15 protein-coding genes and 3 pseudogenes are annotated in these 22,844 nt (G+C 67.7%); 8 read left to right on the forward strand and 10 right to left on the reverse strand.

The window, feature by feature from the left end:
- The first annotated feature begins 19 nt into the window (after positions 1–19).
- On the forward strand, positions 20–2,173 hold the full coding sequence (locus OG936_RS34950; protein ID WP_406499834.1) for an alpha-galactosidase: 2,154 nt from the start codon (positions 20–22) through the stop codon (positions 2,171–2,173).
- A gap of 160 nt (positions 2,174–2,333) precedes the next feature.
- On the opposite strand, the pseudogene OG936_RS34955 reads toward OG936_RS34950, so the two are convergent.
- Positions 2,334–2,549: pseudogene (locus OG936_RS34955) on the reverse strand (IS6 family transposase); the annotation flags it as partial.
- A gap of 235 nt (positions 2,550–2,784) precedes the next feature.
- Between OG936_RS34955 and OG936_RS34960 the strand changes: the two are divergent.
- Entirely contained in the window at positions 2,785–2,985 is a 201-nt protein-coding gene (locus OG936_RS34960) for a hypothetical protein (RefSeq protein ID WP_406499835.1), read from the forward strand.
- 195 nt (positions 2,986–3,180) lie between these two features.
- Here OG936_RS34960 and OG936_RS34965 read toward each other — a convergent pair whose 3' ends face one another.
- On the reverse strand, positions 3,181–3,759 hold the full coding sequence (locus OG936_RS34965) for a WD40 repeat domain-containing protein (protein ID WP_406499836.1): 579 nt from the start codon (positions 3,757–3,759) through the stop codon (positions 3,181–3,183).
- Here OG936_RS34965 and OG936_RS34970 point away from each other — a divergent pair.
- Positions 3,673–4,020, forward strand: a complete 348-nt coding sequence (locus OG936_RS34970) for a hypothetical protein (RefSeq protein ID WP_406500796.1) — start codon at positions 3,673–3,675, stop codon at positions 4,018–4,020. The genes OG936_RS34965 and OG936_RS34970 overlap by 87 nt on opposite strands.
- 285 nt (positions 4,021–4,305) lie before the next feature.
- Positions 4,306–5,430: a hypothetical protein gene (locus OG936_RS34975; protein WP_406499837.1), complete on the forward strand. Its 1,125-nt coding sequence runs from the start codon at positions 4,306–4,308 to the stop codon at positions 5,428–5,430.
- Between the two features lie 11 nt (positions 5,431–5,441).
- Here the strand turns inward: OG936_RS34975 and OG936_RS34980 are convergent, their stop codons facing one another.
- The 6 genes from OG936_RS34980 to OG936_RS35005 form a co-directional block, all read right to left on the reverse strand.
- Positions 5,442–8,963, reverse strand: coding sequence for a CHAT domain-containing protein (locus OG936_RS34980; protein WP_406499838.1), 3,522 nt, complete (start codon positions 8,961–8,963; stop codon positions 5,442–5,444).
- Positions 8,964–8,981: 18 nt separating this feature from the next.
- Positions 8,982–9,188, reverse strand: coding sequence for a hypothetical protein (locus tag OG936_RS34985; RefSeq protein WP_406499839.1), 207 nt, complete (start codon positions 9,186–9,188; stop codon positions 8,982–8,984).
- A gap of 904 nt (positions 9,189–10,092) precedes the next feature.
- Positions 10,093–11,499, reverse strand: a complete 1,407-nt coding sequence (locus OG936_RS34990; protein ID WP_406494361.1) for an IS1380 family transposase — start codon at positions 11,497–11,499, stop codon at positions 10,093–10,095.
- Between the two features lie 120 nt (positions 11,500–11,619).
- Positions 11,620–11,928, reverse strand: a complete 309-nt coding sequence (locus OG936_RS34995; RefSeq protein ID WP_406499840.1) for a hypothetical protein — start codon at positions 11,926–11,928, stop codon at positions 11,620–11,622.
- A 181-nt stretch (positions 11,929–12,109) separates the two neighbouring features.
- Complete coding sequence (locus OG936_RS35000) at positions 12,110–12,775, reverse strand: nitroreductase (RefSeq protein WP_406499841.1); 666 nt, start codon at positions 12,773–12,775, stop codon at positions 12,110–12,112.
- A 1,007-nt stretch (positions 12,776–13,782) separates the two neighbouring features.
- Positions 13,783–15,834 carry a phosphocholine-specific phospholipase C gene (locus OG936_RS35005; protein ID WP_406499842.1) on the reverse strand — a complete coding sequence of 684 codons (2,052 nt, stop codon included), beginning with the start codon at positions 15,832–15,834 and terminating at the stop codon, positions 13,783–13,785.
- A 542-nt stretch (positions 15,835–16,376) separates the two neighbouring features.
- Here OG936_RS35005 and OG936_RS35010 point away from each other — a divergent pair.
- Positions 16,377–18,422 (forward strand): discoidin domain-containing protein, encoded by a 2,046-nt coding sequence (locus OG936_RS35010; RefSeq protein ID WP_406499843.1) that lies wholly within the window; start codon positions 16,377–16,379, stop codon positions 18,420–18,422.
- Position 18,423: 1 nt separating this feature from the next.
- Here the strand turns inward: OG936_RS35010 and OG936_RS35015 are convergent, their stop codons facing one another.
- Positions 18,424–19,017, reverse strand: coding sequence for a TetR/AcrR family transcriptional regulator (locus tag OG936_RS35015; protein WP_406499844.1), 594 nt, complete (start codon positions 19,015–19,017; stop codon positions 18,424–18,426).
- Between the two features lie 325 nt (positions 19,018–19,342).
- Between OG936_RS35015 and OG936_RS35020 the strand changes: the two genes are divergently transcribed.
- Together OG936_RS35020 and OG936_RS35025 are read left to right on the forward strand one after the other, a co-directional pair.
- On the forward strand, positions 19,343–20,245 hold the full coding sequence (locus tag OG936_RS35020; protein ID WP_406499845.1) for an FAD-dependent monooxygenase: 903 nt from the start codon (positions 19,343–19,345) through the stop codon (positions 20,243–20,245).
- Complete coding sequence (locus OG936_RS35025) at positions 20,235–20,591, forward strand: FAD-dependent monooxygenase (RefSeq protein ID WP_406499846.1); 357 nt, start codon at positions 20,235–20,237, stop codon at positions 20,589–20,591. The genes OG936_RS35020 and OG936_RS35025 overlap by 11 nt, the downstream gene beginning before the upstream one ends.
- Positions 20,592–20,933: 342 nt before the next feature.
- Here the strand turns inward: OG936_RS35025 and OG936_RS35030 are convergent.
- Positions 20,934–21,331, reverse strand: a pseudogene (locus OG936_RS35030) (transposase); the annotation flags it as partial.
- Positions 21,332–21,401: 70 nt separating this feature from the next.
- On the opposite strand from OG936_RS35030, the pseudogene OG936_RS35035 reads away from it, so the two are divergent.
- Positions 21,402–22,334 (forward strand): annotated as a pseudogene (locus OG936_RS35035) (transposase); the annotation flags it as partial.
- Between the last annotated feature and the right edge of the window lie 510 nt (positions 22,335–22,844).

A 22,844-nucleotide genomic window follows, 5' to 3' on the forward strand; every position in this document is an offset into this window, starting at 1 on the left:
CCGCACCAGGAGTCACCGAATGATCGAGCCCGGACGCGTTGCCGTGCCCGCGCCCACCGCCCCCGTGTCCCTCTCCGGACTCGGCGGGACCGAGACCACGACGATGGTCCTGCTGCCGAGGGCGGACGGCCTGCCCGACATCGGATGGGTGGGGTCTTCCCTGGCGGCGGCGGACGTCCGGTCCCTGACGGTCCCGGCCTCGGTCGAGACCACGGCCTGGAACTCCTGGCTGACCGGCTCACCGGTCAGCGTGCTCCCGGAGCACGCGCGCGGCTATCTCGGACGGCCCGCGCTGCTCGGCCACCGGGTCGGCCCCGACGGCCCCGGGAGTGACTGGTCCACCGCGTTCGGCCCCGGCTCGGTGCGGTGTGACGACGGCTCACTCGCGGTCCGGGCCACCGACAGGGCAGCGGAACTCGAACTGTGCTTCGAGGTCGAAGCCGTCCCGGGCGGAGGGCTCCGCCTCCGGCACCTGTTGACCAACGTCGGCGCCGGCCCCTACGTGGTCGACGCGCTCGACGTGGTCGTCCCCGTTCCGACCGGCGCGGGCGAGATCCTCGACTTCACCGGGCGATGGGCCCGCGAGCGGCAACCCCAGCGCCGTGCCCTCGCGGACGGGCAGTGGGTCAGGGAGCACCGCCGCGGCATGCGCGTCCTCGACGGCACCGGCCTGGTCGTGGTCGGTAACCCCGGCTTCGGATACGGCCAGGGTGAGGTGCTCGGTGTCCACCTCGCCTGGAGTGGCAACCACCGGTACGCAGTCGAGCAGCTCAGCTCCGGCACCGCCGTCGTCCGGGCCGGCGAGTTGCTGCACCCGGGCGAGATGGTCCTCGCCGAGGGCGAGACGTACGCGATGCCCTGGGTGCACGTGGCCGCGTCCGCGCGCGGCCTCGACGGACTGGCGGACGCGACCCACCAGTACGTCCGGTCGCTCGCGGCCCATCCGTCCCGGCCCGCACCCGTCATGTTCAACCCGTGGGAGGCGGTCTACCTCGACCACGACCTCGAGACGCTGACCGCGCTGGTCGACATCTCGGCCGAGCTGGGTGCCGAGCGCTTCGTGCTCGACGACGGGTGGTTCGCAGGCCGCACCTCCCTTGACGACGGCCTGGGCGACTGGACCCCGGACCCGGCGGTGTGGCCGCACGGGCTGGCACCGCTGGTGGACCGGGTGCACGAGAAGGGGATGGAGTTCGGGCTCTGGTGGGAGCCGGAGGCCGTCAACCCGAACTCCGCGGTCCACCGCGATCATCCCGATTGGATTCTGCGCACGGGCGACCGGTCGCCCGTGCTGGAACGCAACTGCTACCTGCTCGATCTCGGCCGGGAGGACGTGCGGACCCACCTGCTCGACGCCTTCGGCCGTCTGGTGGCGGCGCACCGGATCGACTTCGTCAAGTGGGACCACAACCGCGACCAGGTCGACGGCGGTGACTCGCGCGGCACCGGCCGGCCCGCTTCACGGCGGCAGACCCTCGCCTTCCGCGAGCTCCTCGATGAGCTGGCCCGCCGCCATCCCGGCATCTCGTGGGAGAGCTGCGCCTCGGGAGGCGGCAGGATCGACCTGGACGTGCTCGAGCGGGTCCAGAGCACCTGGGCCTCCGACGTCACCGATCCGCTGTCCCGCCAGCCGATCCAGCACTGGAGCGCCCAGCTCGCCCCGCTGGAGTACCTCGGCGCTCACGTCACCGCACCGGTCTCCCACCAGACCGGCCGGACCAGCGTCCTGGACCTCCGCGCGGCCACGGCCTTCTTCGGCCAGTTCGGCATCCAGTGGGACCTCACGAAGGTGCCGGCCCACGAGCTGGACCGTCTCGCGTCCTGGATCGGCCTTTACAAGCGGCACCGCGCGCTCCTGCACACGGGGCGGCTGACGCGTGTCGCACTGCCCGACGGTCTGCTCGCGCATGGAGTGGTCGCCCGGGACCGGTCGGAGGCGCTCTTCTCCTATGCCCAGCTCGATGAGATCGTGCCCGTGCCGCCTCGGCTCCGCATCCCTGGACTCGACCCGGACCGGACCTACCGCGCCTCGCTCATCACGCCGGCCGACCCGTCGGTCAGCTGGGAGGTCACGGGTGTCCAGGCCTCCGGTGCGGCGCTGGGAGCACTGGGGCTGCCAGGTCCTGCCCGGGCACCTCAGAGCGCGGTGCTGGTCCACCTGCGCGCCGTCTGATCCGGCGGATGGCCTCGTCACGCAGCTTGAGCGCGAGTTCGTCGAAGTCGGACTCGAAGGTGAGGCGCTTGATGTCGCCGATGGGCGCTGTCAAGTTGTTGAGTATGTCGGTGCCTGACGGCGCGTTGGGGCATGGTGGGCTTGCGGTCCGGGCCTGTGGTCAGGCCGTGGTGGGCCGGCTGGCAGCTTGGGTGATCTGGTCCCAGATCGCGAAGCGGACGGTCATCTCGGCTCGGCGGTCGGAGGCTGTCATCAGGTGGCGGTGAGGGCGGAAGTGGGGCGAGATGCCGCTGAACGCGGACAGGAACCGCTGGGCCCCGCCCACGGAACGGGATCCCTTCATCGCGCGTTCACGCTGCCGCGTGGGCTGGTGGGCGCAAACGCGAACAGTGGCGGCTGCTGGCCGAGGGCGCCCCGGACGATGCGACCGCCGACTACCTCCACCAGCACTTCGAGCCCACCGCCCGCGCGATCGACGGCCTGGAGAAGGCACTGGCCGGCCTCGGCTTGCTCAATGACGCCCTCGCCCTAGATGTACGCTCAAGGCCACCCACGCCGAGATCCTCGCCCAGCGCGTCCGTCTCGGCGAACTCCTCGGCCAGCTCCGCGACTTGCAGGCCGAATGGACCGAGGAGACCCTCCAGCGGATCACCACCGAGAACGCCACCCTCAAACAGCGGGTCCGCCAGCTGACGGCCGACAACCGCACCCTCGACGAACGGCTCAAGGCCGCGCGCTCCAACCTCCGCTTCCAGGACCGTCGCGTCGCCGATCTCGAAGCCCAGATTGCCGATCCCCACGGCCCAACCTGACCAGTTTTCCGGAAATCCGTGGCCCCTGGCGGGCCCCGGTGGTGAGAGGCGGCTCGCGGCGGAGTCATGTGCATGGTGGGTTGTAGCGGGGGATGCTGCCGACGTCACGGCGCCACGCCTCGGGCGTGAGCGTCTTGCGGGTGACGGCGCAGATTCGGTCGATGGCATGGTCGACGTTCATGTCCCACTGTCGTGTCACCCAGTCCTCGCCTCGTGTGGCCAGGATCTGTCCGTCGGGCTGAACGCTACCTGCTCAACGCCACCGGCGTGTCCGGTCAACGACTGCGCCGGTGGAGCCGGCTTGGTCGGGTCCGAGAGGTTCCACAATCGCACCGAGCTGTCGTAACTACCGGTGGCGAGCATCCGTCCGTCCTGAACGCCATAGCGGCGATTCCGCTTGGGGTGTGGCTCTTCTTCAGGGAGTTGTTCAGGCCTGCGTGGTTGCTGACCGGGGTGCAATTGCTCAATCGTCGTGGTGTCGGGACTTCGGATTCCGGGGGTGGGGCGATGGCGTCGCGGCTTTGTAGCCGGGATTGTGGTTGCGGGCTGAACCCACAGAGGTGCTCGGGGCAGCGACTCGCACCGGCCGCCCGCCCATTGAGACCGCCAACTGCTTTGACATCGAGGCAAAATGGGCCCTCCCAATCGAGGAACATCGCGATACTGTGAGACTCGCAAAGGATCTCTATGGAAGGGCAGCGTGATGGAGTTGTTCAGCTGTACGGCCACCGCAAGCTGTACGTGATGAAGGCGTACAGGATCATAGTGATCCATAACGGGGAGGCGCCCAGGCCTGATGAGGTTCAGGCGCTCGTCAACTACGTACAGACCAACTTGAGGTACGAAACCGCAGGTGCTGTGCTCACCGTGTCCAAGTCTCTTGCCTCGGATCCGGACAACGACCTGATGATGGCGATCCTGGTCAAGATGGACAAGGAGGGAGAGTTCCCCGCCGGGGACATCTCCAAGGCGTATCTGCAGGAGCTGAACACCAGGAAGGGGAAGGTTGTCCTGGGGATCGTGCCTCCGGCATAGGTCCCGCCGCTCCGCTGGTAGCCCGGCCCGCGGTGTCCCGACGCAGAGCACCACGGCGCAGCAGCAACCAGGTCTCAAGTCGAACGGGTGCAGCTCTCCTGCAGGGACCTCTCCCTGGTAGTTCAGCCGCTCGGAAGCGACCTAATACCCCCACGCAGAGCAGTCAGTCATGGGCGTAGGCAGGTTCGCGGGACGGCCACCGCTGCGGTGTCCGCAACCAGTTGACTGAATATCAATTACGTTGAATTATGAGGTGTTGGTTCTGCATCTACATCGGAGGGCCGCATGTCGTTCCTGGGGCACAAAAAGAACGACGGTCTTTCGGCCGGCGTTCACTTCAAGCACACCGAGAAGAACGACAGGGCCACCTACCACGTCCACAGCGGGCCCAACCAGCAGGCCGCACTGGCCTTTCTCCGCAGCACGCCCATCCGGGACGAGTTCGTCTACAACATCGTAGAGACTCCGGAGGGCAACTTCGGCCGGGACCTCATCTACCTGTTCCGTGAGGCCGACGGCACGCCGATCGAATTCGCGGAGCGCCCTCAGAACCAGAGTCCGACATCGTCGAGCACACGGTGCGCCTGGTGCGGTTTCGTCGTCGTGCCCTGCAGGATCCCGCTGAATGACGAGATGGACGGCACGGTGCAGGTGTACCGGACCTACGACGAGCTCATGGGGCTGTTGAAGACCGGGGGCGGATTCTGCTGCCGCTCCTGTTCGCTGCTTCAGTGCGCCGTGTGCAGCGGGCTGGCGCGAGCCGAGGGGAAAGCGCGCGAGCCGGTGTGCCTGGCCTGCGGCGGAAAAGTGTCGGTCCAGGAAGAGGTGGGCCCCGTTGGGCGATCGAATCTGGGGAAGCTGGCCAAGCCCGACGACAAGAACATGCTCACACTGCCGTCCGATCCCCTGGGAGACGAGCTCTGGGGTATGGCGCCGCTGCGCGTCCCATGGAGCATCGACGTCCCGAGCTTCCTGAGCCGGGGGAATCTGCCGTATTTATGGCCTGACGACAACGAGTACATGGGTTACATCGGCAGCGGGGAGCGGGCCCAGGGTCTCCTGCGCCCCAGCTGGATTAACGTCTTCCTCCATCACCCCAACCCCGACGTGGTCCTCCAGTGCCTCCGCAGCGCTCCGCCGGACAGCATGCTGACCCTGAATGCGCTCGCCGACCTGCTGGCCTCGCCCATAGCCGAATCTCACGTCAAGGAGGAAGCTGCGCGGGCCTTCTGGCGGCTGGGGGACGGCATGGCCGCCCACACGCTCAACGTCCTGCTGTCGCGGGGGATGGTCCCCTCCGGTTACGACACCAACTCTGTGCACCAGGCGCTGGGACATCTGCGAACGGCCTGCCCCCCGGAGCGCGCCGGCTGGTTCGAAATTCAGCTGGCAGGGCCCGACGACGACTGACAGGGGGAGCGTCAGACTCCGATGTGGACGTAAGAAGCCCAGAAGAATGGGCCCCGGGTCATGTCGGCGGGACCCATATCGCCGCTTCCGTTGCGGGCACGACGTACAGCCTGATGAAGGGCGTGCGCGGCACAGCTGATGTCGAAGTCGCCTCCCACGGTGCAGAGGTTGGCGTAGAAGTCGTCGGCGACACTCACGGAGAGCTGGTCGTCGATCTCCCAGAGGGTGCTGATGACATGCGGGAAGCCGGCGACCTGAAACGCCGAGGCGAGATGGATCGACTCGTCGAGCAGCCGCACCGGCCAGGTCGCCGCAGTGCTGCATGCCGACAGGTAGGCGAGCTGCGCCCGGTCGAGTGCCACCGGAGTCAGGCTCGCGGCGGTCAAGGGGGCACTCTCATGGTCCTGGAGCAGCAGTCGGCTGTGCGAGGGCTGCTCCGAGTCGCTTGCGCCGTGACAGGAGAAGTGCGCGATCGGATGGTCGGCCAGCCGCGCCAGTACGGAGTTCTTGGTCGGCTCCTCGATTCCGCCCAGAGCGGCCTCTTCTCCGGCGAGGAGCGTGAGTTGGGGAAAGTGTCTGCGCAGCACCCTGACCTCGTCCGCCACGAACGGCAGGCGGCCCATACCGGGAAGTCCCGGCGTGGTCGGCATTGCCACCACCAGGGCGCGAGGCACCGGCCCGGTCGGCGCGGTGGATACGGCAGTTGAGGCAGACGAGGCAGATCCGGCGGAAGTTGCCAATCGTCGGGTGTGGATGAGCGTTCGCAGGGACGGGGTGTAGGAGGAGACCACACGGTCGATGACCGTCCGCGGACACCGCTCCTCGCCCGCCATGAGGTGATGGCCCGCAGCGTGGACCGGCAGCAGGCTCAGCAGGCCGCAGGGGACCCACCAGACCCGGCTCCACGCTCCCAACTCTTCCTTTGTGGACTGTTCGGAGGGGCGGCTCCGGCAGCCGAGAGCATCCAGTACGGGCCCTGCCACAGCGTCCCACAGCCATTCCAGTACGGAGAGCATCCGTGCCTCGCCCTGCCCCTCTTCGGCAAGGTCCCCCACCAGGACCGATTGCCGGGCCGAGAGGAAGGCGTCCACGCGGTCTGCCAGCCTCTGCTCGCCGAGATCCGGCAGCGGCAGTGCGGTGACTCCGGCCTGCGTGACCAGGAGGGCATGGCTGCCATAGGCGCTGACGTTGAGGACCACCACCGGCCCGGCCTCCGCAGCGCCTAGAAGCTCGTCGGGGCGCGGCGGCAGACCGAACGAGCCGAAACCGTCCAGCGCCCTGATACGCGCCAGCGTGGCGGCGAACTCGGCAGCAAGTTCAGGCCTCTGGCGGCGACCGCCGACGACCGGCGCAGCCGACTCCGCACCGGACTCCACCGCCCCTGAGGGAAAGCCGGGTTCCCCCAACTGGTCCAGTCGTTCACGGAGTTCGGCAAAGTGCGAGGCCAGATCCGGCTGTCTGCGACGGAGTTCGGACAGATCGTCGCGGCCGTCGAGTGCCTGACTGATGAGCACCCCGCGTCCGGCCTCCAGCAGACTGAGGGCCCGGCCCGGCCGATCGGCCTCAGGGAGCCGCGGATCGGCCAGAACAAGCGACGCCGCCTCACGAGCCAGCCCCGCCAGACCGCCCAGTGCATGCTCCTGGTCGCTGCGGGCCAGCCGGCGGGGACTCACTTCCGGCAGCAGCCGCACCGCCTCCACGAGCAGGTCTGTCGCGTCGAGCACGTCAGCAGATGCAACCAGGTCGGCGGCGGCCAACCTGGCCGCGCCCAGGCGTTGCCGGACCGGTGCCGCGTCCACGGCCGACGCCTCGATGCGCGCAGCCGTGGCAGCACTCCGGTCGTCCGCGACGCCGGCGTACTCGTAGCGGGCCTGCAGCACGCTGCCAAGATTGGCGAGAAACCGGGCCCGTTCGGGGTGATTGCCAGAGATCAGCGAGACGCTCCTGCGTCCTGCGGCGACGGCTTCGTCCAGGTCCTCCTGGCAGCCCGTCCGTTCGAACCGCAGCCCCAGGGCGTACGCCAAGTTCGAGTTGTACCGGGCCAGATCTTCATTCTGGTAATGGGCCGCAGCCACAGCTCCGCGGGTCACCTCGATCCCCTCGTCCAGATCCGCGAGCCGGCCGCTGCGCTCGAACCTCGCCATCAGGGCGTTCCCGAGGTTGGACAAGCACATCGCCCGGTCGGACCGGTGGACTCCGGTCGCCACGGCCTCACGGCCACATGCGACCGACTCCTCGATGTCGTTCGGATCCCCAATCCGTCGGGACCGGTCCCAGAGCAGCATTCCCAGCGCATTCAGTGCTGAGGCACGTCGTCTGCGGTCAATGGACGGAATCTTCAGCACCTCGCGCTGGAGGAGGACCGCCTCATCCAGGTCCTCGAGTGACCCCGTCTGGCGGTGGCGCTGGAACAGCAGGGTGGACAGCACACCGGAATAGGTCTCCTGCTTCCGCCAGCTGTCGTTCTCGCGCACCAGGGCCGCACGGCAGAGCGCTACGGCTTCGTCGAGATCGGCGACCGTGCCGGTCCACCGGTATCTGCGCTCGAGGGCCGGGACGAGTATCCAGTCGTAGTCGGCCCCCGCGCCCGGCCCGGAGATGTCACCAGCACGTTCCTTGGATGCGCGCGCAAGCCGCACGGCTTCGTCCAGGTGCGCGGTGCTCCCCGAGATCTGGCCGTAGAGCGCCAACTCGTTGACGAGTTCACTGAGATAGGTTCCCCGGACCGGATGGCCCACGGGCGTCATGTCGAGTGCCTCGCGGCTGCTCGATATGGCCTCATCCATTCCCTCCGTCGTTCTGGCAAGCTCGCAACGGTCCGCCAGAGCGCGGCCGAGACCGCTCAGGCACTGGGCCTGGTCGCTCCCCTCACGCGGGCGGGCGTTGACAGCTCGCCGAGCGAGAGCGACGGCCTCTTCCAGGGCCTCAGGGCGTCCGGTTACCCCGACCAGTCGGCTCAGGCTCTGCGACAGGCGGTGGAGCGCGGTCTTGCGCGAGACGCCCGGCCGACTCAGCGCCACCGCCGACCGTTCCAGCGCGATCGACTCCTCCAGATCCTCGACCGATCCGAGGAATCTGAACCGCGCGCCGAGCGCGGCGCCGAGATTCTCCAGCGCCTTGTGACCGTCCGAGGATCGCGAGGGCGGCAGGGACACCGCGATACGAGCGAGATGAACGGCTTCGTCCAGGTCGTCCTTCTGCTCGGACACCTTGAACCGCTCCAACAGCACGGTCCCGAGCGCCAACAGACAGCGGCTGTCCGTCCGGGCGAGCGATACGGCCTCGCGCCCGGCGGTGATCGCGCTGTCCAGGTCTGCCGGTTCCCGGGTCTCGTTGAACCGCAGAAGAGTCACGGCGAGGAGGTCGTACAGATACGGCACACGACCGGCATCGTCCGAGGGCACCGCCGCGACGGCGGCGCGGAAGGAGGAGATCGCATCGTTCAGTTCCGCCAGGGACCGGGTGCGCTTGAATCTGTCCCAGGCAGAACTGCCCGCCTGCCCGTACGAGTTCCCTGCACCGGGGGGATACACCCAACGCCGCCCTTCACTTCACGGTAGAACGATCCGCCGGGGATCCGCACTGATCAGGCCGAGCATCCGATCCAGTTCAGCCGGTTCGATACCGGCCGGGACTTCGAGCCTCGCCCCGGAAGCGAGCTCGATCACGATGCGCTGCCCCGCCTTGGCCGCGCCGCGACCCAGAATCCCGGTCACCAGCGCGGTCAAGGCGGAACTCGCGGCGGCGATGGTCGCCACCAGAACCGCGGGATCAGTCGTACGGAACCTCGCCCGGGGCTGCTCCAACGCCACCGAGACCCCGCCGCCCCAGGAGCCACCACGGCTCAGCTCTCCGTGAACATCCTCCGACGGCCGCGAGTCCGACGCGATGACCACGCGCCACTCCGACGACTCCAGTACCATCCCACACCCCTCCCTCGAAACGCGCTCAACACAGGCCATACAGTGGCGAGTTGATGAACAAGTATGACACGCAGACGGCATTCCATGGTCACCGATCACGCCTCACGCCCGAGTCGGCCCCCTCGCAACTACCGGGGCAGGAATGGACTCCGGGGCCCCTGAAATGCTCGCCCCACGCGGGCCCGCGCCCTGCCCACTTATCCGATCGGTGGGGCCCGCCAACGACCCGGCCGTTGCATACCCATTGCACAGCCGCGCGGGAACTCCCGGGAAAACACAGGTCAGCGCGGGCAGAGCCGCCGATGCGAAAACGGCCCTGCCCCGGGGAAACCTCCTGGCCAGGGCCGCAATGGCGGACGAGTCGGTCTGAACGCCGGGAATTGTCTGAACCTCGCCGGGAACCCCTGTGACCTGCATGTGCACTGCGCTGGAACGATCGCAGTGCACATCCCATGCACAATCTCACACGCCTTCCAAAGCCGGCAGCGAGTGCGCTCCGAGGGTGCGTGCGCTGCCGTGGAGCGATCTCCCAAGGCAGCGTCCCGGACGCCTCAGTGCGCGCGTCCCGCCCGCGTCGTTCATCCCTAGCCTCGCCGTTTCAGTTGGGGCGATGAGGCGTCGTTGAGGGGTAACTGTCGGGTGGCCGAAGCGATTTCGGTGTTCGGACATGGTGGAGAACCGGCGCGGTGGTCGGGTTCTCCAGGGTCCTTCGGGTCGTGGGCGGTCAGGGCCTTGCCGGTCAGCCGGCGGGACGGGGCAGTGCGGCGAGGCGATAGAAGGCCGTGGCCAGTTCGTTTCTCCAGGGCCAGGTCCCCGATATCCGCAAGCGCAGGCGTCGGCCGCCGCGGGTGAGGCGGGCGGCGACGTGCAGCAGCCGGTAGCGGAGCTTCTTCGGCTCGGCAGTGGCCAGTTCCCCGTCCAGCAGCAGGACGCGCGTCCAGGCCAGCAGATCGATTGCCGCGAGGCTGAGTTCGAGCCAGACGGCGTTGACGGCGAAGTCGCGGGAGGGGAAGCGGCCGAAGCCGGTGGTCTTGCCGCACCGGATGTGGTCCTCAACAGTGGCATGCCCGCGGTGACGGACCTCCAGGAACTGGGCGGATCCGCCCCCGGAGTACGGGGTGTCGGTGAGGAACACCTGATGCCGCAGGCCCTCGTCCTGATCGAACAGGGACAGCTGGGCTCCGGGGTGCGGCCGCTCCCGGCGCACGATGATGCGGGTGCCGGTCGGATAGCCGTCCAGATCGACCATGCCAGTCAGCTCGGCGACCTCAGCACCGTCACGCAGCGTCCCGTCCTGGTCCAGGGCGGGATGCCAGAGGCGGTCGGGCATGGCCCGGACAGCTCGGCGGACCGGCTCGGTGATTGCGTATCCGACCGAGAAGAAGGTACGAATTCCTCGTTTCCGCAAGTCGCGGACGTGGGCGAGGAAGGCTTTCGCGGATCCGGCACTGTCGGCGCGGACCAGGATGTCGGTGCCGTGCCGGTGAGCGTCGGGGATCTGCGCGAGCGCCTGGTCGAGCACCGTGATGTGATCGGCGGCAGTGTTGGCTCCGGAGTTCCCGGGCCGCAGCCGCCCTGACACGGCCTCGCCGGTGTTCGCGAGGAAACACAGCAGCGGGTGGAAGCCGAAGCCGCCCTTATAGGTGGGTGCGGCCTGCTCTTTCTCGGAGTGGCAGGTCACCAGCGTGGCGTCGAGGTCCAGAACCAGGCCGGGAAGTTCTCGTCCGCCGGCCCGAGCAGCAGGTATGCCCTCACCGGTCTCGGCGGCCTGCATCCAGGCGACTTCCCGGGCTGAACTGCGGGCCGCTCGCAGCGAAGCGAGTGCAGCCTCGTCGGTGTCGGCGAGCAACCGCCAAGCGGTGGGCGTGGAGGCGACCGGGCCGAACACCCCTGCCTGGTCCCGCAGCACGGCCAGATCCGCGATCGCCTCGCCACCGTCGGCGAGCATTACCGCCAGGTCGGTGGCGACCCGGCCCGGATCATGCCCGGTCCCGCGCGGCCGAAGCGACCTGAGAGCGGCGGAGTACGCGGCGGTCAGCCCGGTGGCATCAGCGAGATCCGCCAGCAACCGTGCCCCGGCATGCCCGACCACCCCCGAACCATCGGCACTGACATGGACCTTGGGACGCAACCCGATAGCCTGCACGTAGAAAGTGCCCTCCGCCTGGACCGACAGAACCCCTCAGCAAGGTTCATCGTCCCAGGTCAGGAAGGCACTTTCGCGTTTCCGCCCCAAAGTCAGCCGTACCCAAGTGAAACGGCGAGGCTAGCGGGAGTAACAGCAGCCTGCCCCTCCCGCTCGGCACGGGGCACCAGGGCTGCCTCCGGGCAGGCCGGGAGGGGCAGGGATGCCGTACAGCTCCTCGAAGGAAGCGGGGGCGTTCTCCCAGTCCACTTCCCAGACCAGGTAGCCGTAGGTGTCCAGGGTCTCGGAGATGCGGGCGTGCCACATTCGAGCTTGTACCTTGCGGGGCTCCAGTCCCGAGGCCACCAAGACGGCGTCGGCGAAGTGCCGCAGGTCGCGGAAGGTCGGCTCTCCGGCGTCCAGGGCTCCGGAGCGAGACCACCCGGACAATCTACGGTAACGGCCCCAACCCGCCGTCCCGGACATGTAGCCTATGAATCGTCGCAGTTCAGAGCCTAATCACGAGCTCCTGCGGTCGGTAATGTCGATTACAAGCGGGGCGTTGATGCCGGCGTCTTCTCTGAACTACGAGTTGCGAGAGTTGGGGCCGACGCCAGACCGACATGTCCGGTCACACTCCGATGAAGCTGACTGTTTCTGTCATGTCTGCCCGCCCGGTACGCAGCCGTGGCACGCCCTCCTTCTCGAATCCCACCGTGACACCGCAGAACAGCACGAGCCCGTCATCGGCTCCGACGATCTGGCTGACAGTCTTGCGATACATCGTCCACATCACCTGAGGGCAGCTGTGCAGCCCTTCCGCCCTCAGCAACAGCATGACCGTCTGCAAGTGCATCCCCGCGTCCCCCCACTGCCCTGGCCCCATCGTCCGGTCGAGGTAGCAGAACAGCACTACCGGTGCCCCGAACGCCTCCAAGTTCAAGGCGGCGATCTTCATGGGCCTGTCGGGGTCGTCGCGCTCGATCCCCAGCGCTTTATACCGCTGGGCAGCCGCGGCGGAAAAACGGTCCACATACGGCGAGGTCAGTTCGGCCGGGTACATCGGATACTCCCGCTCATCCCCCGGGTCTCCGGCCAGCGCCCTGGCCGTTGCGCGCCTCTTCAGCTCGGCCAAGGGCTCGCCGGCCACGACATACACATGCCACGGCTGGAGGTTCCCACTCGACGGAGCCCGCGTCGCTGCGGTCAGCACACGTTCGAGTATCTCTTTGGATACCGGCTCATCGCTGAACGCCCGCACAGCCCGGCGACTGTCCACAGCTTCATACACATCCACGTCTGCTCTTCCTCTCACTCAACGACAACCCCCTCTTTACCGTCTTCAGACACACAACAGGCAATAGGTGATCCGGATCGCACTTCGATCTGCGGCAGGCGGCAGCGCTGTTTCTCGGCCTGTCGATGCGATCGGCCTCCTCCTGCTGCACGAGGTGGTGGACCGGTTCGTCGGTGATCGGACGAATCATGGAGCGGGCTCCTCAACGTCACTGGTGCGGATTGCGATCTGGGTGAAGGTGGGCATCCCGAGGTCGATGGCAGTGCCGCGCCGAGTCTGCTCGGCATCAAGCTGGGCGAGTTTGTCCTCCGCCCCGGCAAGGCTCTCCCGTCCGGTCCGCACACCCGCGCAGCAGCACCGCCCCGGCATGCCCGATCAGCCTCTTTCCGCCAGCCACCACCGACAGCCGACGGTCCCACCCTGTACGCTCAACCACCAGAAAGGTGCCTTGCTCCCGCAGCGGATACGACCTAGACACTCGCATCCTCGCAGGTCAACGGCACCTTTCTGCTATCGGGGCGTCAGATCACCCAATTCCACTGAATACCCAGGGTTTAACGACGTGCAGGCACCCAGTACAGCCCTTCGCGCATCCGCGCCACCTGGGGCGGAACAGGCAGCGTGGAGGACACTTCCAGGGCGTTGGGGTTCTCGCGGGCGAAGGGCTACGACCTGGCTCGGCGCGGAGAGTTCCCGTGCCGCATGCTGCGCATCGGCCGCACAACACGTGTCGTCACCGAATCGTTGCTCCTCGTGCTCGAAAGCGGAGGGCCGGGGTACATCGGTGTCCGCGCCGGACGCTGCGCGCCGTCGTAGCCCCGCCGCGCCACGAAGCCCCGCCGGATATCCGTCAGGGCTTCGTCATCGCACGCACTCTGCCAGAAACCGGCACCATGAGGACGACGCTCGGTGTCCAGGATCTCGATGAGCTCCGGCACGTCACGCCAGTGCCTCGAAACCCTTCGAGTGTGTGTGCCCCTCGGTCCGCCGGGTGGCGGGTGCAGGTCTCACACGGTTGCGATGCCCGGGTCACTCACGCCGGCCTGACCGTTGTCGACGTGCCCGGCCAGGCGCCGCAGGTATCCGGCGTTGCCCTCGACCACGACCGTCAGGTCGTACCAGCGTTTGGTGGCGCGCAGGTCGATGCTCTGCACGACGGTGGCGCCGGCGCGGACCGTGTAGGTTTGGCGCCCGCCGCCGTACGCGTTGGTCACGGTGAGGTGCGCGTCGGCGGTCGACGGGTTGGTCAGGGTGAGCTTCAGGTTGCTGGCGTCGTGGCGTGCCGTCACCTCCGGCTCGGCGGTTTTGTTGTTGCCCTTGAAGGTGCGCAGGAAGCCGTTCGGGCCGTGGGCCGTGAGGTCGTAGCTACCGCCGGAGTACGCCGAGTTCCAGCTGTCGGAAACGGGTTTCCCGGCTGCCGCCGTGTACGTCCACGGGCCGTCGGTGCGCTTCTGCGAGCGCACCTGGAAGGCGGCGCCCGCCCGGTGCCCTGCGCTGAACGTCAGCTTGTACTTGCCGGTGGTGAGGTCTGCGGCCCCGTCGACGTAGGGAGCGTAGGAGAGCGGGCGGCTCGGCCGCGCCCCGGCCTCTTGCCGGGGCAGGGTGCCCTGGGCGGGTGGCTTCGGTACGTAGCTGTTGTGGCGGTCGCGGTCAGGCGGGGTGTAGCCCGCGGTGTCCGGCAGGTCAGCCGGGTCCGTGATCTTGAGGGAGAAGTCGAAGGCGGATGTGAGGTCACCGCAGATGGCGCGGCGCCATGGTGAGATGTTGGTTTCCTTCACTCCGAACCGGTTCTCCATGAAGCGCAGGATCGAGGTGTGGTCGAAGGTCTCGGAGCAGACGTATCCGCCGGTGGACCATGGCGAGACGACGATCATGGGGACGCGTTGTCCGAGGCCGTAGGGGCCTGCGGCGTATCCGATGCTGCCCTTGTAGTGGTCGAGTGTGGTGTCGACGGTGGACAGGCCCTGGGCTGCGGAGGCCGGCGGGTAGGGCGGCACGACGTGGTCGAAGTAGCCGTCGTTCTCGTCGTATGTGATGAAAAGGGCGGTCTTGCTCCATACGTCGGGGTTCGAGGTGAGCGCGTCGAGTACGTGCGAGATGTACCAAGCACCGTAGTTTGCTGGCCAGTTGGGGTGTTCGGAGAACGCTTCGGGTGCGGCGATCCAGGAGATCTGCGGGAGCCTGGCGGCCTTGACGTCGGCTTTGAGGATGTCGAAGTATCCGTCTCCTGCCTTGGCGTTCGTGCCGGTGCGGGCTTTTTCGTACAGGGGGTCGCCGGGCTTGGCGTTGCGGTAGTTGTTGAAGTACAGCAGGGAGTTGTCGCCGTAGTTGCCGCGGTACGCGTCGTTGATCCAGCCCCAGCCGCCGGCCGCGTCGAGGCCGTCGCCGATGTCCTGGTACACCTTCCAGGAGATGCCTGCCTTCTCGAGGCGTTCGGCGTATGTCGTCCAGCCGTAGCCTGCTTCCTGGTTGCCGAGGACCGGGCCGCCGCCGGTGCCGTCGTTGCCGACGTGGCCGGAGAGCATGTAGTAGCGGTTCGGGTCGGTCGCACCCATGAACGAGCAGTGGTAGTCGTCGCAGATGGTGAATTTGTCGGCGAGGGCATAGTGGAACGGGATGTCGTCCCGTGTCAGGTACGCCATGGTGCCGGCGCCTTTGGCGAGTATCCACTTGTCGTACTTGCCGTTGTTGAACGCGGTGTGGCCGCCGGCCCAGTCGTGATCGAGGCCCGCGATGAACTGCATGCCCAGGTCGTCGGCGTCCGGGTGGTACGGCAGGGTTTCTATGCCGACGATTGCCTGGTTCCATACCGGTTTGCCGCTGGGCAGTGTCACCGGGCGGGGGTCTCCGAAGCCCCGGACGCCCTTCATCGACCCGAAGTAATGGTCGAAGGAACGGTTCTCCTGCATGAGGACGACGATGTGTTCGATGTCCTGGACGGTTCCGCTGCGGCGCGCCGCGGGGATGGCGGCTGCGCGGTCGATGGAGCCGGACAGGGCGGCGAACCCCGTGGTGGCTCCGGCGATTTGAAGGAAGCGACGCCGATTGATTTCGGTCATGGCTGTGGGGGTCCTCCTGTTGTGTCGGTGATGTCCGTCCTTGAAGAGGGGCAGACGGAGTATTCAAGAGGACCCGGGCTTGAGGAAAGGGGGCCGAGGTGACGGTCGAGCAAAATGTGGGGGCTGGTGTGCGGGCCGTCAGTGCGTCGTGGGGGGAGGGATTCCGGAGCCGTTCGGCCGCCGGGGCCAAGGCGCTGATCAAATGTTCGGGACCGTTCATGGGCTGGATGCTGCTCGTCGCTCCGGCGGTCGGCGCTTTGAAGATCGTGCCGCAGCCATGGAACGTGGAGGCCGTCCCGTTCACGTTCGGAGCGCGGGAGGCAGCACGATGTCACCCCCATCGACATCGGCCGGCACCCGCTTGCGCGAGGTGCCATCGCGCCGTCCCGAGAGGGCTTTCTTCAGCCAGCCGAGGTGACGGGGTATCAAATAGGTCATCTGTCCGGGACTCTTGACTCGTTGTCGGGTCCGCGCCATCCTCGACGGGACCTACGCGCGAGTAAGTTGGCGCGCGCCCATCCCGGACAGCGAAGGTAGCCCGGATGACCCTCCTCCGCAGACGTGGACTGTTTGCCGTTGTCGTCACCCTCCTGCTGGCTCTCGGTGTGGGCTCCCCGCCCGCCGTCGGAGCCGACACCCCTTGGTGGGAGCCCGCGGCGCGGCCGACCGCCGATTCACAGATCAACGTCACCGGCGAACCCTTCCGCGGCACGGACAGTCAGGGCCGGGTTCGTGGCTTCGTCGACGCGCACAATCACGTGATGTCCAACGAGGGCTTCGGCGGCCGCATCATCTGCGGCAAGCCGTTCTCCGAAGCGGGCATCGCCGACGCCCTCGCGGACTGCCCCGAGCACTATCCCGACGGCTCGCTCGCCCTCTTCGAGAACGTCACCGGTGGTTCGGACGGCCACCACGACCCGGTGGGCTGGCCGACGTTCAATTCCTGGCCCGCCCACAACTCCCTGAGTCATCAGCAGAATTACTACGCTTGGCTGGAGCGCACATGGCGCGGCGGCCAGCGGATCCTGGTCAACGACCTGGTCACCAACGGCCTGTTGTGCTCGATCTACGTCAGGGACCGCGGCTGCAACGAAATGGACGCCATCCGTCTCGAAGCCCGCAAGACCTACGAGATGCAGGACTACATCGACAAGATCTACGGCGGAACGGGTAAGGGCTTCTTCCGTATCGTCACCGACTCCACCCAGGCCCGCCAGGTCGTCGCGGAGGGCAAGCTCGCCGTGGTGCTCGGCGTCGAGACCTCGGAGCCCTTCGGCTGCAAGCAGATCCTCGACGTCCCCCAGTGCAGCCAGGCCGACATCGACAGCGGTCTGGACGAGCTGTACAAGCTCGGTGTGCGCAGCATGTTCCTGTGCCACAAGTTCGACAACGCCTTGTGCGGGGTGCGGATGGACTCCGGCACCATCGGAACGGCCGTGAATATCGGCCAGTTCCTCTCCACTGGCACCTTCTGGAGTACGGAGAAGTGCAGCGGTCCGCAGCACGACAACCCCGCCGGTAACGTGGCCGCCCCGGCCGAGGTGACCAAGCTGCTGCCCGCCGGCACCAAGGTGCCCGCATACGACAGCAGCGCGCAGTGCAACACCCGTGGGCTGACCCGCCTCGGCGAGTACGCCGTCAAGGGGCTGATGAAGCGCAACATGATGTTCGAGGCCGACCACATGAGCGTCAAGGCAGCCGGCCGCGCCCTGGACCTGCTGGAGTCGGCGAACTACCCCGGCGTGCTCTCCAGCCACAGCTGGATGGACGACGGCTGGCTGGAGCGCGTCTACCGCCTCGGCGGCTTCAAGGCCTCGTACATGTCCAGCGCCGACAGCTTCGCCAAGGAATCCGCCGCCACCAGGGCGCTGCGCCAGAAGTACGGCGTCGGAGTCGGCTACGGCACCGACATGAACGGCGTCGGCGGCTGGCCGGGACCGGTCGGACCCAGCGCCCCCAACGCGGTCAAGTATCCCTTCCGCAGCGCCGACGGCGGCTCCGTCATCGACCGTCAGCAAACCGGCCAGCGCACCTGGGACTTCAACACCGACGGTGCGGCCCATGTCGGGATGGTGCCCGACTGGATCGAGCAGATCCGGCTCAGCGGCGGCAAGGACACCGTGCAGGACCTGCTCGACGGTGCGGAGTCCTACCTCCGCACCTGGAAGGCGACCGAACTCCACAAGCCCGCACCCAACCTCGCCGCCGGCGCCGCGGCGAGCGCCGGTGAAACGGAGTGGAACCCGTTCACCAGCTACGCCGCCGAGAAGGCCGTGGACGGCGACACCGGCACGAGATGGGCGAGCGGCTGGTCGGACGACCAGTGGCTGCGGCTCGATCTGGGCAGCTCCCGTACGGTCGGCAAGGTCTCCCTGGACTGGGAACAGGCCTATGCGCGGGCCTACCGGATCGAGGTCTCGGACGACGGGACCACGTGGCGGACCGTGTGGTCCACGGACAGCGGGGACGGAGGCCTGGACAACGCGGTGTTCAGCCCGGTGCAGGCGCGGTACGTCCGTATCCAAGGTGTGAAGCGGGCTACCAAGTACGGCTACTCCATCAACGAGGCAGCGGTGTACAGCCGCTGAGCTACTCCCGCACCAACGTCAGGATCTGGTCCGCGACGATGTCCAGCACGTCGCTCGCCTTCTCCTCGTCGCCCAGCACGAGGAAGTTGAGGGTGAGCCCGTCGGTCAGCGCGGCCAGATACCTGGCGGCCGCGGGCTCGGGCACCGTCAGCTCTACGTCGAGGACCGAGGGGAGCTGACGGATCACTTTGGTGTGTGCCGTGAGATAGCGCTCGTACTGCCGTCGGGCGAGATGCTCATAGCCGGGCTCCCGCAGGGCGTACTGGGTGAGTTCGTACGTCAGCATGTGCTCGCCGGGATTGGCCAGCACATGATCCCAGTAGGCCTGGAGCCCGGCGCGGATCGTCTCGCGCAGAGTGGGCCTGCGGATGAGCGTGGTGAGGACATCCGACTCGGAGTGCTCGGAGATGGTGTCCATCACCGCTTCGAGCAACTCCTGCTTGGAGTCGAAGCAGTAGTGGAAAACGCTCAGCGAGACACCCGCCTCCGCCACGACGGACCGCGTCGTGGTCTTCGCGACGCCGTCGCGGGCCATCACCCGGATCGCGGCCTCGACCAGTTGCCTGCGCCGCTGCGCCGACGGCATCCGCCCCATGGCGCCTCCTCCCCTGACCGGCGCAAGCATACGCCGCGTGGGGGCGCGCGGCAGCGGGCTGCGAGGCCATGCGGCCCCACCAGGTCATCGAACACCCAACAGATCCTGCCGGTGCATCACACAACCGCCAGGAATCACAACGAACTTCATTCCGAAGGGATCAGTCAGCAGCGGATCAGGGACCGGGGCCAACAGGCGGTCAGGGACAGAGCTGCTGCGGCGCCGACCCGGCCCCGTCCGGCGCGGTGGTTTCGTCCGGCATCATGGTCGTGCGTCTCACCGAGGTGCTTCGGTCGCGGTGCTGGCGAAAGGCAGGGGCAGGCGGATGAGGGTCACCATCGTGGGCGGAGGCATCGCCGGGCTGACCTGCGCCCTGGGCCTGCACGCCGCCGGTTTCGAGCCGCGGGTGATGGAGGCGGCGCGGACCATCGAGGCCGTCGGGGTGGGGATCAACCTGCTGCCGCACGCCGTACGGGAGCTCGCCGAGCTCGGTCTGGCCGATGAACTGGCGGCCGTCGCGCTGCCTCCGCATCGGCTGAGTTACCGCGACCGGGCGGGCGAACCGGTGTGGGAGGAACCACTCGGACTCGCGGCCGGCTACCACTGGCCGCAGTACTCCGTGCACCGTGGCCGCCTGCACGTGATGCTGTTGGCGGCGGTGCGTGAGCGCCTGGGGCCGGACGCTGTCCGCACCGGTCTGAAGTTCCAGCGCCTCGATCAGGCGGTGGGCGGCGTCCGGGCACACTTCCTGGACCGGTCGAGCGGCGAGTCGACGGTTGAGGACGCCGACTTGCTGGTCGGCTCCGACGGCATCGAGTCCGCGGTCCGTGCCCAGCTCCACCCGCACGAGACTCCTTCCCACTGGAACGGCGTCCACATGTGGCGCGGTGTCGCACGGTACCGGCACATCTTCGACGGCCGTTCGATCGTGGTCGCCGGGGGCACCCCCGGTGCGAAATTTGTCGCCTACCCGATCGAGGACCCGCCGACCGAGGGCGGCGAAGCTCTGATGAACTGGGTGCTGGGGGTACGGCACGGGCCGTCCGGCAGACCGCTCGAACCGTCGCATCACGACGGCGGAGGCCCGCGCCGGCCTGGCGGACTGGAGCCTGCCGTGGATCGACCTGACGACGCTGGTCGAGCGTTCCCCGGCGATCTTCGAGTACCCGATGCTCGACCGCGACCCACTGTCGCGCTGGAGCTTCGGACGGGTCACCTTGCTCGGTGACGCCGCACACCCGATGTTCCCGATGGGCATGAACGGCGGATCGCAGTCCATCATCGACGCCCGCGTACTGGCCTGGTGCCTGGCCCGGGAGCGCGACCCCGTGGCCGCGCTCCGCCGCTATGACGAGCTGCGCCGGCGGATGGTCAACGCGGTCGTGCTGGGCAATCGGGATCTGGGACCGGAGGAGATCATCGCTCGAGCCGCGGAGCATGGGGGGCCGTTGCCCGTCGGCCGGGCCGAGGAGATCTCGAACCGTTACAAGAAGCTGGCCCAGGCCACAGTGGCGCAGGTCAACACCCACGCGTCGTGGACAGTGTTGCCCCACGCCGCAGATCCGGCACCATGACCGCCGTAGCCCTTCGATATGCGTACGCAGGCAGCCCGCCGGGTCTGTCGTTTGACGTCCGAGCGCCCCGATTCCGAGTCGATCTGCGAATGTGAGCCCTGGAGCGAAACCGCGGACGTCGACGCTCCACCGCCAACACTGCACGAGCTCGTTACTGAGGTTGAACTCGTGGTGTCCTGCCGTTGTTCAGGTGGGTCTGATAGTCAGGCCGGTCTCGGCGAGGCAGCCGTCGATGAGGTCGCTGCGGTACTGGATGTGTCGTAGGCCGCGGCGGATGCGCTGGATGAGGTGTTTTCGAGGGTGCTGAAGGCGACGTTCGAGAGCCAGCCGCGTCGGGCCGGATCGGGGTACGCGGATCTTCTCCAGCACGGCGATGAACTGGGTGCAGTCCGCCCGCTGACCTGGAGTGACAACCAGGGACAGGGGGCGGCAACGGCCATCCGCACCCAGGTGGATCTTGCTGGTGAACCCGCCCCGCGAACGGCCCAGGCCCTCACCTCCAGCACCACCTCCACCAGGCGGGCGACCAGGCTCTGCCACGGCGTCTGGCCCTGGTGTTCCCTCTCTTCGACCCCCTTTGAGGCGGGTGCCGTCGGTAGATCGGTGCGGGCGCCGGCCGCATGCTGATGCGCACGGACGATGGTGGAGTCGACCGAGACGTCCCAGTCGATCTCACCAACCGCGTCGGCCTCGGCCTGAACCTGCTGGAGCAGACGTTCCCAAGTTCCGTCGCCCGACCACAGGCGATGGCGCTTGTAGACGGGGTGGATTCAACTGATCGTCGCAACACCTCGACCCTGGAGGTGTTGGATGGGTCGGCCAGCGGGATGGGCCACACGGCTGACGGGGCGTCCGGCGATGCGGTCGCCGGGGCGGCCCCCAATCCGTCGGGAGGTGGAGCGGGCTTTCTGGATGAAGATCGCCGAGGGGATGACCAGCGAGGCGGCGGCGGTCACGTGCGGCGTATCCCCAGTGGTGGGGTCCCGCTGGTTCCGTGAACGTGGCGGCATGCCGTCGATCCAGCTCAGCACGCCCTCGGGCAGATACCTGTCCTTCACGGAACGCGAAGAAATCGCGCTGCTCAATGCCCAGGGCCTGGGAGTCCGCGAGATCGCACGCCGCCTGGGCAGGGATCCGTCGACCATCTCGCGGGAGCTGCGACGCAACGCGGCGACCCGCGGCGGGCAGCTCGCCTACCGGGCTTCGATCGCCCAGTGGAAGGCGGAACTGGCGGCACGGCGTCCGAAGACGCCGAAGCTCGTGGCCGATGAACGGCTGCGTGAGTATGTGCAGGACCGGCTCGCCGGGGACGTACGCCGTCCGGACGGAACACAGGTCACCGGGCCGAAGACGCCTCGGTGGAAGGGACGGAACAAGCCCCGCCGTCAGGACCGGCGGTGGGCGACGGCCTGGAGTCCCGAGCAGATCGCGGGCCGGCTCAGGACGGATTTCCCCGATGATGAGTCCATGCGCATCTCGCACGAGGCGATTTACCAGGCGCTTTACATCCAAGGACGCGGAGCCCTCAAGCGTGAGCTGGTCGGTTGTCTGCGTACCGGGCGTGCGCTGCGGGTTCCCCGCGCCCGAGCCCGACGGCGGGCGAACGGGCACGTCACCCCCGAGGTGATGATCAGCCAACGGCCGGCCGAGGCCGAGGACCGGGCAGTCCCGGGACACTGGGAAGGCGACCGTGCGACACGAAGCCGCACGAATACGAGTGGACTGACCGTTTGGAGAGGCAGTTGATGAAGCTGTAGGTGCAGTCACGGGTCCGTGTCCGTATGACCCGTCCCCGCCCTTGACGTGCGATGTCGGTAACGGCGTGGTGCGAAGCTCGGGGGAAAGCCCAAGGGCTCCCGTTCCATCCGGGAGTTACCGGCAAGGGGAAGACCGGACGGGTGAACGTAAGTGAACTCCCGATGATGCCTCGTGATCCCAAGCCCCGCCGATGGAAGGTTCCAGTGGGGTGCATGGCTGGCCGCTGAGAAGCGGCAGGCGCTGGCCGGCAGAGGTCACTCCGGCCAGGTGGACACCGCCGCCTCGGGGTAAAGGGAGCACCCACCCCGGTCGTATCTCATTCGTGTGGAACGTGGAAACCCCGTTGGGGTCCGGGCCGCTTTGGCCCGGTCAGCCGATCGTAAGGAAGGCTCAACTCCCCAGCGGGAACAGGACGGCCCAAGAAGCCAACGCCGGAAGCCGAAAGGAAACGGGAACCCGAGGCAGACGATCGGACTCTCCGCCGGTCGCCCCGCA

This window comes from Streptomyces sp. NBC_00846 (assembly GCF_045207325.1).
Lineage (GTDB): Bacteria > Actinomycetota > Actinomycetes > Streptomycetales > Streptomycetaceae > Streptomyces.